This is a genomic window from Kitasatospora sp. NPDC018619, from assembly GCF_044391605.1.
Taxonomy (GTDB): Bacteria; Actinomycetota; Actinomycetes; order Streptomycetales; family Streptomycetaceae; genus Kitasatospora.
This window is the reverse complement of the sequence record NZ_JBISAI010000007.1, coordinates 107,330-121,119: the sequence shown is the minus strand read 5'-3', so window position 1 is coordinate 121,119 and position 13,790 is coordinate 107,330. Positions and strand designations below refer to the sequence as shown.

Annotated in this window: 14 protein-coding genes; 2 read left to right on the top strand and 12 right to left on the bottom strand. The window is 73.7% G+C overall.

Annotated elements, in window-relative coordinates:
* Positions 1-401: 401 nt before the first annotated feature.
* The 11 genes from ACH5AR_RS13180 to ACH5AR_RS13130 form a co-directional block, all read right to left on the bottom strand.
* A complete protein-coding gene (locus ACH5AR_RS13180; protein ID WP_396301474.1) occupies positions 402-1,295 on the bottom strand; it encodes a DUF3592 domain-containing protein in 894 nt (297 codons plus the stop codon).
* Positions 1,292-1,978, bottom strand: coding sequence for a hypothetical protein (locus ACH5AR_RS13175; protein WP_396301473.1), 687 nt, complete (start codon positions 1,976-1,978; stop codon positions 1,292-1,294). Before ACH5AR_RS13175 ends, ACH5AR_RS13180 begins: the two co-directional genes overlap by 4 nt.
* Positions 1,968-3,296 (bottom strand): putative T7SS-secreted protein, encoded by a 1,329-nt coding sequence (locus ACH5AR_RS13170; RefSeq protein WP_396301472.1) that lies wholly within the window; start codon positions 3,294-3,296, stop codon positions 1,968-1,970. The genes ACH5AR_RS13175 and ACH5AR_RS13170 overlap by 11 nt, the downstream gene beginning before the upstream one ends.
* Positions 3,293-3,589 carry a hypothetical protein gene (locus ACH5AR_RS13165; protein WP_396301471.1) on the bottom strand — a complete coding sequence of 99 codons (297 nt, stop codon included), beginning with the start codon at positions 3,587-3,589 and terminating at the stop codon, positions 3,293-3,295. The genes ACH5AR_RS13170 and ACH5AR_RS13165 overlap by 4 nt, the downstream gene beginning before the upstream one ends.
* 171 nt (positions 3,590-3,760) lie before the next feature.
* Positions 3,761-4,252, bottom strand: a complete 492-nt coding sequence (locus ACH5AR_RS13160) for a hypothetical protein (protein WP_396301470.1) — start codon at positions 4,250-4,252, stop codon at positions 3,761-3,763.
* Between the two features lie 120 nt (positions 4,253-4,372).
* A complete protein-coding gene (locus tag ACH5AR_RS13155) occupies positions 4,373-4,696 on the bottom strand; it encodes a DMT family transporter (protein WP_396301469.1) in 324 nt (107 codons plus the stop codon).
* A 1-nt stretch (position 4,697) separates the two neighbouring features.
* Entirely contained in the window at positions 4,698-5,396 is a 699-nt protein-coding gene (locus tag ACH5AR_RS13150) for an HAD family hydrolase (protein WP_396301468.1), read from the bottom strand.
* Positions 5,397-5,519: 123 nt separating this feature from the next.
* Positions 5,520-6,611 (bottom strand): ABC transporter ATP-binding protein, encoded by a 1,092-nt coding sequence (locus ACH5AR_RS13145; protein ID WP_396301467.1) that lies wholly within the window; start codon positions 6,609-6,611, stop codon positions 5,520-5,522.
* A gap of 20 nt (positions 6,612-6,631) precedes the next feature.
* Positions 6,632-7,477, bottom strand: a complete 846-nt coding sequence (locus ACH5AR_RS13140) for an ABC transporter permease (RefSeq protein ID WP_396301466.1) — start codon at positions 7,475-7,477, stop codon at positions 6,632-6,634.
* Complete coding sequence (locus ACH5AR_RS13135; RefSeq protein WP_396301465.1) at positions 7,465-8,454, bottom strand: ABC transporter permease; 990 nt, start codon at positions 8,452-8,454, stop codon at positions 7,465-7,467. Before ACH5AR_RS13135 ends, ACH5AR_RS13140 begins: the two co-directional genes overlap by 13 nt.
* 43 nt (positions 8,455-8,497) lie before the next feature.
* The gene (locus tag ACH5AR_RS13130) at positions 8,498-9,667 is read right to left on the bottom strand and encodes an ABC transporter substrate-binding protein (RefSeq protein ID WP_396301464.1); all 1,170 of its coding nucleotides are present in this window, start codon (positions 9,665-9,667) and stop codon (positions 8,498-8,500) included.
* Between the two features lie 343 nt (positions 9,668-10,010).
* Between ACH5AR_RS13130 and ACH5AR_RS13125 the strand changes: the two genes are divergently transcribed.
* The gene (locus ACH5AR_RS13125; RefSeq protein ID WP_396301463.1) at positions 10,011-10,841 is read left to right on the top strand and encodes a GntR family transcriptional regulator; all 831 of its coding nucleotides are present in this window, start codon (positions 10,011-10,013) and stop codon (positions 10,839-10,841) included.
* Between the two features lie 42 nt (positions 10,842-10,883).
* Here ACH5AR_RS13125 and ACH5AR_RS13120 read toward each other — a convergent pair whose 3' ends face one another.
* A complete protein-coding gene (locus tag ACH5AR_RS13120) occupies positions 10,884-12,467 on the bottom strand; it encodes a TauD/TfdA family dioxygenase (RefSeq protein ID WP_396301462.1) in 1,584 nt (527 codons plus the stop codon).
* 554 nt (positions 12,468-13,021) lie between these two features.
* On the opposite strand from ACH5AR_RS13120, the gene ACH5AR_RS13115 reads away from it, so the two are divergent.
* Positions 13,022-13,714 (top strand): DUF3800 domain-containing protein, encoded by a 693-nt coding sequence (locus ACH5AR_RS13115; RefSeq protein WP_396301461.1) that lies wholly within the window; start codon positions 13,022-13,024, stop codon positions 13,712-13,714.
* Positions 13,715-13,790: the final 76 nt, after the last annotated feature.

The window sequence follows — 13,790 nt, the reverse complement described above, 5'->3', positions numbered from 1 at the left end:
GGGCCTGGGCTGTAGCGCGCCCCGGCCGGCCGGGGGGGGCGGCCCGCCCGCCCCCCCCCGGGGGGGCCGGCGCCCCCGGGCGCGGGCCCCCCGGCCGGGGGCGGCCTGTCAGAGCTCGCCGGCCGGCCGTCGCGGATCCCGGAGGCACTCCCTCGTGAGCGCTGCGCGGGAAAGGCCTTCTGCCGGGCGTCCCGAGGGGCCGACCGTTCGACGGCCCCGAGCCGGTCTCCCACCGACCGAGCGGAATCCCCGTTCACCTTCCCGTTCCTCTCGCGCGCGCAGGCGGGGTCCGAGGGCCTCGACGGCGAGGTCGACGGTGGTGGCCTCGACGGTGCCGAGGACGGCTCCGCCGAGGACGGTGGTCGTCGCGTCCCAGGCGTCTGCGCCCGGCGGCGGGCCGATCAGAGGGGGATCGTCAGGAGGAGGGAGGCGGTGCCGGTGGCGAGCAGTGCGGTGGCAGGTCCTGCGGTGGGCTTCTCCAGGATCGGGTAGGCGCAGGCGAACAGGGCGAGCAGGTAGCCGAGGCAGAGGGCTGAGGTGAGCGGGCTGCCGAAGGTGTGCCGAGCGAGCGCGAAGAGCGCCAGCCAGCCGACGGACAGGGAGCCCCACACGAGGGCGGTGCGGACGGTGCCGAGGTCGGCGGCACGGGTACGGATCGCCCGGGCGGCGGCGGTGAGGCGGCCGCGCAGGGGACTGGTGGGCCGGGCGGAGATGCCGACGGCGACCACCGCGAGACCGGCGCCGAGCAGGACGGTGCCGGCCCAGAAGGCGTCGTCGCCCAGGTCGATCTGCTCAGGGCGCTTGGGCCTGGCGGTGCCGTCGGAGGCGTAGCGGACGGTGACCTCGGCGCCGATCCGCAGCTCCGGCTTGCGCTGGTTCAGGCGACCGCCCGGGACGGGGGTGCCGTCGGGAGCCGCCAGGGCGTAGTCCCAGGACTGGTCGCGTGACCCGGCGGGACGGTCCTTCTCCACGACATGGGCGGTCACCGCGGAGCCGGAGGACAGCACCAGGTCGTCGCGGAGGTCCTTGGTCGCCGACGCCGCGAGGACCAGCAGGAACGGGACGGCCAAGGCCGCGAGGCAACCGCGCAGGCCGCCGGCCAGGCGGCCGAGGCCCGCCGACAAGACGGCGGTGGCGACGGCCAGGACGCCCAGGCCGGCGGGCCAGCCGTAGGAGGCGTAGGAGGCGGTGAGGGCGACCACGGCCAGCGGCGCGGCGAGCGCCAGGGCGGTGGTCAGCCGGGCGGAGCCCCGCCGGGGCTCCGCTCCGGGCCGAACGGACTGGTCGACCGTCATCCGAAGGCCTTCCGGATGTTGTCCTGCCGCTCGGGCGGCAGGGCGTCGTGCGTCCCGGCGAGCGGGGGGTAGAAGGAGATGCCCCGGTACGCGGCGGCGACGAGCGGCAGCCACTCGTCCCAGTGGTCGACGTCCTCGGTGGTGAAGACGGCGGCGACCACGTACGGACTCCACGGGTGCGGGACCAGCAGTTCGAGCTGGCGCACCGTGCGGACGGTCGGCTCCGGCACGCCCCAGACCGCGCCGGGCACCGGGACGGTCAGCTCGCGGGCGGCCAGGGCGGCGCGGCCGAGCGGCAGCTCCACCACGCCGACGTCGGCGTCCGGCCAGGCCCGGGCCAGCTCCGCGGCGACCCGCGCCGGGTAGCTGCCCGGCTCGCCGAGGTCCTGCGGGCGGAGGAAGACGGCGAGCACGCCGTGGATCGGGCCGCCGTCCGAGGCCCGGACCAGGCAGCCGGAGACATGGACGGCGCCCTCCCGCAGCTGGGCCTGGAGCGCGGTCTCGGAGGCGATCACGGCGGCGAGCTTCTGCTCCGCACCGGCGTCGGGGAAGAGCGCGTCCAGCTGTTCCGCGGCCCGGGCCATCCGGTCGCCCGGGTCCTCGTCGAGGTCGACGGCGGTGAAGCCCGCCGGCAGGTCGAGCCAGAGCGGTGGGGCGGTGGCCCCCGGCGCGTCAACGGCCATAGCCGGCCGCCCATCCGCCCATGCCGAGCAGGTTGCCGACGGTGGAGACGCTGCCGATGATGACGTTGGCCTTGCCGCCGCCGGCCGCCATGCCCGCCGAGCCGAGCACGCTGTTGCCGCCGGTGGTGTAGTTGACGGCACTGGTGAGGTTGTCGCTCGGGTTGTCCTGGGTGAGCGCGTACGCAGTCGGGGCGTTGAGCCCGGCGGTGGTGGCGGCCTGGACGCCGTCGGAGATGTTCATCGCGGTGGCCTTGGAGACGCCGAGCTTGATGGCCGGCTTCTCGATCGCCGTGGTGAAGACCGGGTTGGCCGGGTCGATCGCCCGGGCGGCGGTGCGGACCTCGGTGGATCCGGCGGAGACGGCGCCGCGCACGCCCGCACCGGCGGCGCGGGCCTCGCGGACGGCGGTCACGCCCTTGGCGGCGACGCCCACGCCGGGGATCGCGCCGAGGACGTCGCCGCCCAGGGTCAGCCAGTTGCCGATGTTCTTCTGCGGCGGCCACAGCTGGCCCTTGGCCGCGTACTGGGTCGCGTGCGCGCCCGCCGCGGCGGCGCTCAGCAGCAGTGCCGGCAGCGCGAAGGCGGGGAAGAAGATCGCCGCGACGCCGCAGACGCCGGCCGCGACGGTCAGCAGGTCCGCGCCGTGGTTCTTGAACCAGTCGCCGACCTTGCTGAGCCAGCCGGGCTCCGGCGGGGCCTTGCTGTCGGCCGCCTTGCGGACGGCCTCGGCGGTCTTGTGGGCGTCCGCCTTGTGCGTCCCGGCGAGTTCGTGGGCCTGCTTCTGGAGGCCGGCCAGCTCGTTGGTGGCGCTGGTGAGCAGCTCGGCGGCCGAGTCCAGGTGGCTCTTCGCCTTGTTGTAGCGCTGTTCGGCGGCGGCGAGGCTGGCGTCGTCGGGGAAGTGCTGCCCGGCCAGTCGGAGGTCGGGGGCGGCGGCCGCGGCGCTGTGGGCGCGGTCCGCCTCCTCCTTGTTCTTCTTGGCGGTGAGCGCGGCGGCGGCCAACTCGGCGGCCTTGGGCTGGTGTTCGGTGAGCGCCTGGTACCAGACGTCGAGCGCCGTGTAGGCGGCGGTGATCGAGTCGGAGGCGTCCTGGAGGTAGCCGGGCAGCTTGCCGAACTGGGCGGCGAACTTCTTGGCCGCCTCGCCCGTCCACTCGCCCTGGTCGGCCGACAGCTGGGAGAGCGTGGTGTGCACGCCGCTCAGGTGCTGGCCCACCCGGCGCAGGCCGTTGCTGAGCGCGGTCACGGCGGCGGCGTCGCCGGGGGTGGGGTTGAAGCCGAGGCCGGACCAGTCGGGCGCCGGCGGCGTCGGGGCGCTCACGACTGGCCCGCCGGAGTCAGGACCTTGACGATGCTCTGCTCGGTGCCGTCGTAGTTCTTCTGCACCTGCTCCAGGCCCTCGTCCAGGACCTTGACGCACTCGCGGACCTTCTTCAGGCCGAACTGCCACTTGTCCTTGAAGTGCCCGCAGGCCTCGTCCAGGAAGTCGAAGCCGGTCCCGGTGTGGCGGGCGGCCTCGAAGGCCTTGAGCCCCTGCTCCAGTTCGTCCCCGCAGCCCTTGAGGTCCTGGGCCAGCTTGGCGAGGAATTCGGTACTGACTTTGAAGTCGGACACTTTCGCCCCCCGTTGCGTCGTTTGTCGGACCGGGCGAGCATAGCCCCCGCCGTCGCACCGGTGATCGCCGCAGGCGGGCCCCGGGGAGGATGTTTGCGGGACCTTTACGGGCCGTCGACGTGTTCTTGACGTCGGCGGCCCGGGCTTGAGGCGTACACGTACGATGTGCGGTCAGCGGCGCCAGAAGCCGCGCTTCCTGGGGGTGACGAGCCGCACCACGGCCGTGACGAACAGCTCGGCGACGGGGGACGGCCCCGGGCCGTGGTTGAGGTGGCTCCCGGTGGTCCACTCGCCGAGGACGGTGCCGGGTGTGCCGTCGAGGGGGTCGAACGCGTGCTCCAGGGTCACGTAGCGGACGGCCCTGGAACCCCGGGGCTGGACGGCGGCGACGAAGTGGGCCTCGGTGGCGCCGACCGGGGTGGGCAGGGTGACCAGCAGCATGTGGTGGCCGTCGACCGACAGGTGGCGGCAGTCGAGGCCGTGGTCGGGCAGGCGGTCCTCGGGCGGCAGGGTGCGGCCGAGGTCGTCCCAGATCTGGGTGACGACGGGCAGCAGGCTGCCGCCGTCCGGGGTCGGGGTGGCCACGCGCGGGCCGAACTCCAGGACCTGGCGGGCGAGCTCGCGGTGGACGAAGCGGTAGTGGTGTGGCCGGGGGTCCGTCATGGGGGACACCGTAGCGAAGCGTCCGGGGCGGGGTGTCGGCGCGTCCGACTTCCCGCCCCGGAAAGGGAGTTGACTGCTTCCCTTGGAAATTGACGGTCCGTCAGAACCGGTGCGGACCGCTCAGGAGTGGCCGCCCCTGAGGTTGAGCACGACCACCCCGAAGATCACCAGCGCGATCCCCAGCCACTGGAGCCTGCCGAGCGACTCGCCGAAGGCCACCACCCCGATCCCGGCGACCGCCGCGGTGCCGGCCCCGGACCAGACCGCGTAGGCCACCGAGACCGGTATGTGCTTCAGGGCGCGGCCGAGCAGGACGAAGGAGAGCGCGTAGCCGACACCGACGCCGAGGCTCGGCCAGAGCCGGGTGAACCCCTCGGTGAGCTTGAGGCAGCTGGTGGCGCAGACCTCGCTGACGATGGCCAGGGCGAGCAGGAGATAGGGCATGTCAGGGTCGAACCGCGCCCGGGCCCGCGAGCTTCCCGAGCAGGGCGAGGTCGGCCTGCTCCAGGCTGGCGAGCAGGGTGATCCGCTCGCCGCCGGGCATCGGCGCCGGGGTGGACGGCACGGCGAGCACCGCGCAGCCGGCCGCGGCCGCCGAGGCGACCCCGGTCGGGGTGTCCTCGACGGCGAGGCAGGCGGCCGGGGCCAGGCCGAGCCGCTCGGCGGCCGCGAGGTACGGGTCGGGTGCGGGCTTGGTGCGCTCGGTGTCCTCGGCGGCCAGGGTGACGGCGAACCAGTCCCGGCCGATGGCGGCCAGCACCAGCTCCACCACCCGGCGCGGGGAGGCGGAGACCAGCGCGGTCGGCACCCCGGCGTCGCGCAGCGCGGCGAGCAGGGCGAGCGCGCCGGGGCGCGGCACCGTCTCCGCGGCGACCCTGGCGGCGAAGGAGTCGCCCAGCCGGGCGGCGAGCTCGGCCTCGTCGAGGGCGGTGCCGCTGACCGCGCGCAGGTGGGCGGCGGTGTGCTCGACGGCCTGGCCGAGCACCTCGGGGGCGTCCTGCTCGGTGAGCGGGCGGTGCAGCTCCTCGGCGAGCTCGGCGGCGGTCTGCCACCACAGCTGCTCGGTGTCGACCAGGGTGCCGTCCATGTCGAACAGGACGGCGGCGGGGAACGGACGGGGCGCGGACATGGCGGTGTCAGGCATGGCGGTACCTTCGGTGGTTCTTCGGCGTTTCTTCGGCGCTTCGTCGGCGCTTCGTCGGCGCTTCTCGGGTGTCGCTCGGACGCCGCCCGGACGCTTCCCGCGTGAGCGGTGGCGGCGAGCCCCTCAGGCGGGGCGGCGGTCCACCAGGACCGGGCGCTGCGGCAGGGTGAGCGCGGCCCGGGCACCGGCCGGCAGCGCGGTGGCGGCCTCGGTGGGCAGGTCGGCCTTGACCTCGGTGCCGTCGTCCAGGCGGACGGTCAGCCGGGTGACGGCGCCCAGGAAGGAGGCGTTGACCACCAGTGCGGGGCCGTCCTCGGCCGGGGCCAGGGCGACGTTCTCCGGCCGCACGAGCACCTGGAGCTCGCCGTCCGCCGGGACCTCGCCGTCGACCGCGTGCCGGCGGCCGAGCACCTCGACGCCGTCCGGGGTGCGGGTGCACGGGATGCGGCTCATGGTGCCGACGAACTCGGCGACGAACGCGGTGGCCGGCCGGCCGTACAGCTCGGACGGGGTGGCGCACTGCTCCAGCCGCCCGGCCCGCAGCACGGCGACCCGGTCGGCCATCGACAGCGCCTCCTCCTGGTCGTGGGTGACGAACAGGGTGGTGATGCCCAGTTCCTGCTGGAGGCGGCGGATCTCCTCGCGCAGCTGGAGGCGGACCTTGGCGTCCAGCGCGGACAGCGGCTCGTCCAGCAGCAGCACGCGCGGCTGGAGGGCGAGCGCGCGGGCGAGCGCGATGCGCTGCTGCTGGCCGCCGGACATCTGGTGCGGGTAGTGGTCGGCCCGGTGCGGCAGCCCGACGAGCTCCAGCAGCTCCTGGGCCCGCCTGCGGCGCTCGGCCTTGCCGGTGCCGCGCATCCGCAGCCCGAAGGCGACGTTGTCCAGTGCGGTCAGGTGCGGGAAGAGGCTGTAGGACTGGAACACCATGCCCGCGTCGCGCTTGTGGGCGGGGATCGCGGTGATGTCCCGGCCGTCGACCAGCACCTCGCCCGAGTCGTGCTGCTCGAAGCCGGCCAGGATGCGCAGCGCGGTGGTCTTGCCGCAGCCGGACGGGCCGAGCAGGGCGAGCAGCTCGCCCGGCCGGACGCTCAGGTCCAGGCCGTCGAGGGCGGTGGTGGCGCCGAACGCGCGGCGCAGGGAGCGGAACTCGACGGTGGCGCTGCCGGCGGGGAGCGGGGCGCCGGTGGTGGCGGCGGTGGCGGTGGCCGTGGTCATGACTGGTGACTCCGGGGGGTTCAGGAGGTGGCGGTCTTGGCGCGGCGCTCGCGCCCGGCGGTGGCCAGCAGGAGCAGCAGCAGCCAGGTGAGCAGCAGGCTCAGGATGGAGACCGCGACCGACATGTGGGCCTGGCTGTTGCCGACCGAGTAGATCCAGACCGGGAAGGGCTGGAAGCCGAGGATCGAGGCGGTGGTGAACTCGCCGAGGACCAGCGCAAGGGTGAGGAAGGAGGCGTTCAGCAGGGCGCCGCGCAGGTTGGGCAGGACGACCGTGAACACCGCGCGCGGCCAGCTCGCGCCGCAGTTGCGGGCGGCCTCGACCAGGGTGCGCACGTCCATCGAGCGCAGGCCGGCGTCCAGGGCGCGGTAGGCGAGCGGCAGGGCCATCAGCACGTAGGCGACGACCAGCACCAGCGGGAAGTCCGGGTTCTGGACGAACACGAAGGTCTGGAAGAACGGGGTGTCCATCAGGTAGTCCGGGCCCCAGCGCAGCACGCCGATGAGGCCGGCGGTCAGGGCGACCGGCGGGACGACCAGCGGCAGGGTGCAGAGCACGTCGATGACCGGCCGCAGCCTCGGCGAGCCGAGCCGTACGGCGACCAGCGCCGGGACGAGCAGGAGCAGCAGCACCACGACGGTGACGACGGCGAGCCCGAGGGTCAGCCAGAGGCTGTCCAGGAAGCCGGGGGCGGAGAGCAGCCCGGTGTAGGCGGCGAAGGAGACGCCCTGGGGCTCGTCGATCGAGAACCAGAAGGAGGCCGCGAGCGGGACGACGAAGTACACGCCGGCGAGCAGCAGCACGGCGCCGCGCCACCAGCGCACGGTGCGTCGGCCGGGGCGGGCGGGGGTGGTCAGCTGAGCCATCGGGCGCTCCGGCGCTGGAGGGGGAGGTACACGGCCATCACCAGGACGGCCACCACGATCATGTTGAGGCTGAGGGCGAGGGCGAGGTTGCCCTGGCCGACCAGCACGTTGCCGGAGAGCGCGTCCGCGATCGAGCGGCTGACCAGCGGGACGGTCGCGCCGACCATGGCGGCGGCCGTCGCGTAGGCGGCGAAGGCGCTGCCGAAGAGCAGTACGAAGCCGCCGAGCAGGGAGGGCGCCAGGATCGGCAGGGCGACGTGCAGCCAGTACTGGAGGCCGGTGGCCCGGTTGTTCTGGGCCGCCTCGCGCCACTGGGTCCGCAGGCCGTCCAGGGCCGGGGTGATGGTGAGCACCATCAGCGGGACGAGGAAGTACAGGTAGACGATCGTCAGGCCGGTGAAGGAGTACAGCGACCAGCCGTGGTCGGTCAGGTGCAGCAGCTTGGTGACCTCGCCGGCGTTGCCGAGGGTGGCGACGAACGCGAAGGCGAGCGGCAGGCCGCCGAAGTTGGCGAGCACGCCGGAGGCGGTGAGCACCGCCTGGCGCAGCCAGCCGTGCCGGGAGGTGACGACGGCCTGGGCGAGCGGCAGGCCGAGCGCGGTGGCGAGCAGGGCGGTCAGCGCGGAGAGCTTGAGGCTGCTCAGCATGGCCGTCCGGTAGCCGCCCTGGACGGAGGCCGTCAGGTTGTCGAAGGTGAACTGGCCGGCCCCGCCCTCCGCGTCGCCGGAGGTGGTGAACGCGCCGATCACGATGGCGACGCAGGGGAGCCCGAAGCCGACCAGGAAGAACAGCAGCAGCGGGACGGCCGCCAGCCAGGACGCGCCGCCGAGGCGGGCGAGCGGCCGGCGCCGCGGGCCGGGGGCGGCCGTGGCGGTGGTGGTGGGGGAGGTGGTCGTGGCGGTGGCGGACGCCCCCGCGCCGCCACCGGGGGAGGTGGCGGCGGGGGTGGTCGGCACCGGGGTGGGAGCCGTGGTCATGAGTGCCTTTTCTCAGCCCGAAGTGCGGTACGTGGCCCGGGCGTCAGCCCGCGACGGCCTTGGTCCAGTTCTCGGTGACGACCTTCTTGGCCGCGTTGATCTGGTCGACGGTCGGGAAGGTGGTGAACGGCTTCTCGACGGTGGGCAGCTTGGCGGCGGCGGTGGTGTCCAGGGTGCCCTCCGTCTTCAGGGCCTCGAAGGTGGACGGCGTGGCGTAGCCGCCGAGGAAGAGGTTCTGGCCCTCGGCGCTGAACAGGTACTCCTGCCACAGGCGGGCGGCCGCCGGGTGCGGGGCCCACTTGTTGACGGCCTGGTTGTAGAACTGGGCGTAGGAGCCGTCGGTCGGGATGGAGACCTTCCAGTCGACGCCCTTGTCCTTGAACTCGTCGGTGTAGCCGGCGTTCAGGTAGGACCAGTCGATCGAGATCGGGGTCTCGCCCTTCTCGACGGTGGCCGGGGTCGACTCGACCGGGTTGAAGTTGCCGGACTGCTTCAGCTTGCCGAAGAAGTCGATGCCGGGCTGGATGTTGTCCAGCGAGCCGCCGTTGGCGAGCGCGGCCGCGTAGACGCCGCCGAAGGCGGAGCCGGACTTGGTCGGGTTGCCGTTGAGGGCGACCTGGCCCTTGTACTCCGGCTTGAGCAGGTCGGCGAAGGTCTTCGGGCAGTTGGCGATCTTCTTGGCGTCGCAGCCGATGGAGACGTAGCCGCCGTAGTCGTTGACCGCGGCGCCGTTCGCGTCCTTCATGGTGTCCGGCACCTTGTCGAAGGTGGCGACCTTGTAGGGGGCGAGGATGCCGTCCTTGACCGCCTGGAGGGCGAAGGCGCTGCCCAGGTCGACCACGTCGGGGGCGCGGTCCTGGCCCTTGCGGGAGTTGATCGCGTTGATCTCGTCCTGGCTGGAGCCGTCCGGGTTCTCCTCCTCGACCTCGATCCCGTACTTGGCCTTGAAGCTGTCGATGATCTTGCCGTAGTTCGCCCAGTCCCGGGGCAGCGTGATGACGTGCAGCTTGCCCTCCTTCTTGGCGGCGGCGACCAGGCCGTCCATGCCGCCGAAGTCGGCGGCCGAGGTGGCCGTCTTGGCGTCCTTGGCCCCGCCCGGGGCGGCGTCGCCGGACTTGGCGCTCGAACCGGCGGATCCGCAGGCGGTGAGGGAGAGCGCAGCGGCGGTCAGTACGGCCGCGAGGGCGGCGGTGCGGGCGCGGTGCACGGTCACGGGGAAGTCTCCTGTTGAAGGGGGCGTACTGCGAGGGGCGTTCGCGGGGGGGTTCCGCGGGCTTGGGTCTCGCGAAGGGCGACGGACCGGCCGGGTGAGCGATCGATCGACGTCGTCCGAGTTGACTAGCCAACTTCGCTGACAGCAGTAAGTACGCCGGAGCCCGGTGACGGGAAGGTGAACGGACGGCCCAGAACCGGGGTCGGGTGCGGGAACGGTGGAATCCGGCCATCGGAGCGTGAACCGTTCGGTGCGATGCTTCGGAGGCGCAGCGGGATAAGGTCGGGCTGTCCGCGCCGGTTCGGCTGCGCAGGACACCGCCCCAGGAGGGACATTGACTGACGTGGCAACTGAGCCCCAGCGCCCCGGGACCGAGGGGCGCCCGGCAGCCGGGGACCACTGCGCCGACGCGCGGCCCGCGGCCGAACGGCCCGGCGCGCTCTACCGGAAGGTGGCCGCCGACCTGCGCGAGGCGATCACCACCGGCGCGTACGGCGAGGCTGGCCGGCTGCCCGCCGAGGGCGCGCTGGCCGAGCAGTACGGCGTCTCCCGCGGCACCGTGCGCCAGGCGCTCGCGGTGCTGCGCTCCGACGGACTGGTCACCTCCCGCCGCGGCACCCGCCGGGTGGTGCTCGGGGGCGCCCGGGTGCAGAGCTTCTCCGAACTGCTCAGCTTCACCCACTGGGCGTACTCGATGGGCGAGGAGCCCGGCGGCATCCTCGACTCGCTGGTGCGCCGCCCGGCCGACGCCGCCGAGCGTGAGCAGCTGCGGCTGGAGCCGGGCGCCGAGGTGTACGTCATCGTCCGGCTGCGGACGCTGTCCGGCACGCCGGTGATGGTCGAGCGCACCGTCTACCCGCCGCGGGTCGGCGAGATCGTCGCCGAGCTGCCGCCGGACGTGGTCTCGCACACCGAAGTGCTGCGCGAGCACGGCATCCTGTTCACCGACGCCGACCACACCATCGACGTCGTCCCGGCCAACGCCGAGGACGCCCGGCTGCTCGGCTGCCGCCGGGGCGGGCCGCTGCTGCGCGAGCGGCGCCGCACGACCGACCCGACGGGCACGCCGGTGGAGTGGTCCCAGGACCGCTACCTGCCCGGGACGGTGGCGTTCAGTGTGCACAACTCCCTGGCCGCGTCGGCGCTTTCGCGGCACGCGCGGGAGACGGACTGAGGCCGTCCCGGACGCCGGGCGGGCTTCGCCGGGGGCGCTCGCTCAGCGCATGAGGGCGGCGAGCAGCGGGCGGTAGTGCGCGAAGCCGGGTGTCGGGGCGCCGGCCACCTTCGCCTGCTCGTCCCAGCGCCGCACCGCCACCGCGTCCAGCGCGCCCGGGAGTTCGGCGAAGGCGGCGGCCTGGCGGCCGTCCATCGGGCCGCCCTGGACGCCCAGGGTGTACTCGGAGGCCGCGGAGAGCCGCTCCCGGTACCCGGGCTCGACCGCGCACAGGTAGCGCTTGGCGGCCACGTGCAGCCGGACCGGCTCGGTGACCTCCGGGCCGAACCAGCGGGCCAGCCAGTCGGCGCCGGAGTCGCTGTGCCGGTTGTCCCGGCCCGCCATCAGGTCCCGTCCGTGCAGGGCGCCCCGGAAGTGGCCGACGTCGTGCAGCAGGGCGGCGGCGACCAGGTGGTCCGGCGCCCCGGCGGCCTCGGCGGCAGCGGCGGCCTGGAGCATGTGCTCGGCCATGGTGACCTCCTCGCCCAGGTACTCCCCGGCGCCCTCGCCGGCGAACAGCGCGGCGATCGTGTCCAGGGCCGCGGCGCGGCGGCGCAGCACGGCGAGGGTGCTGTGCAGGGAGTCGAGGTCGGCGTAGCAGCCCTGGAGGTGGCGGTGGCCGTCCTGCCGGAAGGCCGTCCGGGCGTGCAGCAGGCGGGTGTTGTCGAAGACCAGGCAGTCGCCGGGGTCCAGCCGGAAGGCGAGCCGGAGCCCGGGGCGCAGGGTGATCGCGGCGAAGCGGCGGTAGGCGGCGTAGAAGGCGTCCAGCTCGGCCGGGCCGAGGCCGCGCAGGGTGCCGGTCGAGCGGTTGTTGAAGCGGACCTCGCGGATCAGGCCGGTCGGGTCGAGCCCGATCAGCGGACGCTCCGCGCGCAGCTCGGTGCGGCGGTCGCGGAAGACGAACGGGACGGGCGTGCGGGCGAGCACCGCGAACGCCTCCGGAGCCTCCTCGCGCAGCAGCGCCGCGGCCTTGAACCCGTCCACCAGCCCGGAGTCGCCGCCGGTGGCCGAGTTCTCCAGGCAGTGCAGCAGCTGGAGGGTGGGCACCGGGTCCCGGTAGGGGTTGTCGGTGTGCGGGGCGATGGCGGCGCTGGTGAAGGCGAGGTTGTTCGGGTCCGGCTCGATCCGGACGTCGAACAGCTCGCCGTAGTTGGTGACCCGCACGTACCCGAAGCTCTCCGCCACCCGCAGCACCTGCCGCTCGACGGCCGGCACCCCGCGCAGCACGGCGAAGCCGTCGTCCCGGACGGCGGCCAGCACCGCGGCCCGCTCGGCCGGGTCGGCCAGGTAGGCCTCCCAGGACGCCTCCGGCGGGCCGGCCGGGAAGTCCGCCGCCGTCCACAGCCGCTTGCCCCGCTCGGTGCGCCCGTCGCCCCCGTCCGCCCGGTCGAGCCACTCCAGCGGGTAGCGGGAGCGGTGCCCGTCCGACCAGAGCACCTCCAGGTGCCCGTCGGCGCGCTCGCTCCCGGCCACCGCCAGGCCCTCGGGCAGGTCGTCGATCCGGAACAGCTTCTGCCCGTTGCGCGGGTCCCGGCACTCGGCGCAGGGGCAGTTGTCGCGCAGCCAGTACGGCGGCAGCTCGGTCATCGGTCGTCTCCTCGGCGGCACTGCGGCTGGGGTCCGGCGTGGAGTTGTATAGCCAACTTCCCGCCCTGCCGCGAGCCTGCCCGCCCCCGGTGAGTTCCACGTGCCCGCCGGGTGAACGCCGCGGGAACTGTCGCGCGGCGGTGCGGGGCGGTTCGCGGCAGTGTTTGGGCGGGAGATGGCGAGGCGGACGCGGGCGACGATCCGTCAAGTCATTCTGGGCGGTCATCATTTGAGTTTTGATCGCCTAGGCCTGATCTACTACAGTCAGTTGCCATCGTGGTGTGAAGCCGCTGATGTATGGGGCCAGGAGAAATCCTGGAGGCCTGCTCCCCTGTGTCGCCCCGAGTGACAAGGTTGCGGGCTGTTGTTGGCGTGGCGTGTGCCTTCATAGGCTTGATCTCCCGTTGAGCGGCAACCGCACTGGCTGGCGGACGGCCTCGTGCGTGGTTGAGAGGTGCGGCACCCCACGCTCCTGCTCCGGCCTCCGGGGCCCAGGTGAACGGTCCGGCGATGGCGCCGGGGAGTCGAATGTGCTGTCCGGAGGAGTGGTCGCCATGACCGCTACCGTCGATGCGTCGGCGCCCGTGCGCCTCATCTTCGTGGACGACTCGGGAGACAGTCGCACCGTCCCCTTCTTCGCGGGCATAGAAGTCCCGCAGTCCAGGCTCGGCTCCGTGATGGGTGCCTGGGCGGGCTTTCGCGCCGGACTGGCGTCCGAGGTCGGGCTGCGTATCCCGAAGGACGCTCCGCTGCATGCGAACGAGCTGGTGGCCGGGCGGGGCCGGGCCGCGTTCCAGGCACGCGACTCCCACCACGCCACCCACCTCGACCGCTGCCGCGAAGTTGTCCGGCACGGGCTGATGGCCGTCGGCGCGATGCCGGACGTTACCGTCAGCGTCGTCTACCGCTTCACCGAGGCGTACAAGCACGGCCGGCCCGCGCTCTTCGAGGCGTTCATGGCGAAGATCAACGCCCGGCTCGCCGCCGCCGGGGAGTACGGGGTCGTGATCGTCGACGGCAACGGCACGGACGCCACTCTGCGCACCGGGCTCCGCCGGATTCCCCCTGCGGACCTCCGGATCCGCGAGCTCCGGTTCACTCCGGCGCGGGAGCACGACCTCCTCCAGGCCGCGGACCTGGTGGCCTACGCGGCCTACCAGGACGTGGCCAAGCGCGAGGAGCGGCGGTTCATGTGGGGGTGGTCGGCCCTCGCGCTGCGTGCCGACGCCGACCTGCACCAGCTCTAGCCCGCTGACCAGCCACTACACGAAAAGGGGCTGGGCCCGGGTGTGACCCCCGGGCCCAGCCGGCAGGACCTGGAGA

Excerpts from the sequence above, each read along its gene's own strand:
- ACH5AR_RS13180 (WP_396301474.1), bottom strand. The coding sequence starts at position 1,295 with ATGACGGTCGACCAGTCCGTTCGGCCCGGAGCGGAGCCCCGGCGGGGC.
- ACH5AR_RS13175 (WP_396301473.1), bottom strand. The coding sequence starts at position 1,978 with ATGGCCGTTGACGCGCCGGGGGCCACCGCCCCACCGCTCTGGCTCGAC.
- ACH5AR_RS13160 (WP_396301470.1), bottom strand. The coding sequence starts at position 4,252 with ATGACGGACCCCCGGCCACACCACTACCGCTTCGTCCACCGCGAGCTC.
- ACH5AR_RS13155 (WP_396301469.1), bottom strand. The coding sequence starts at position 4,696 with ATGCCCTATCTCCTGCTCGCCCTGGCCATCGTCAGCGAGGTCTGCGCC.
- ACH5AR_RS13150 (WP_396301468.1), bottom strand. The coding sequence starts at position 5,396 with ATGCCTGACACCGCCATGTCCGCGCCCCGTCCGTTCCCCGCCGCCGTC.
- ACH5AR_RS13145 (WP_396301467.1), bottom strand. The coding sequence starts at position 6,611 with ATGACCACGGCCACCGCCACCGCCGCCACCACCGGCGCCCCGCTCCCC.
- ACH5AR_RS13140 (WP_396301466.1), bottom strand. The coding sequence starts at position 7,477 with ATGGCTCAGCTGACCACCCCCGCCCGCCCCGGCCGACGCACCGTGCGC.
- ACH5AR_RS13135 (WP_396301465.1), bottom strand. The coding sequence starts at position 8,454 with ATGACCACGGCTCCCACCCCGGTGCCGACCACCCCCGCCGCCACCTCC.
- ACH5AR_RS13120 (WP_396301462.1), bottom strand. The coding sequence starts at position 12,467 with ATGACCGAGCTGCCGCCGTACTGGCTGCGCGACAACTGCCCCTGCGCC.
- ACH5AR_RS13115 (WP_396301461.1), top strand. The coding sequence starts at position 13,022 with ATGACCGCTACCGTCGATGCGTCGGCGCCCGTGCGCCTCATCTTCGTG.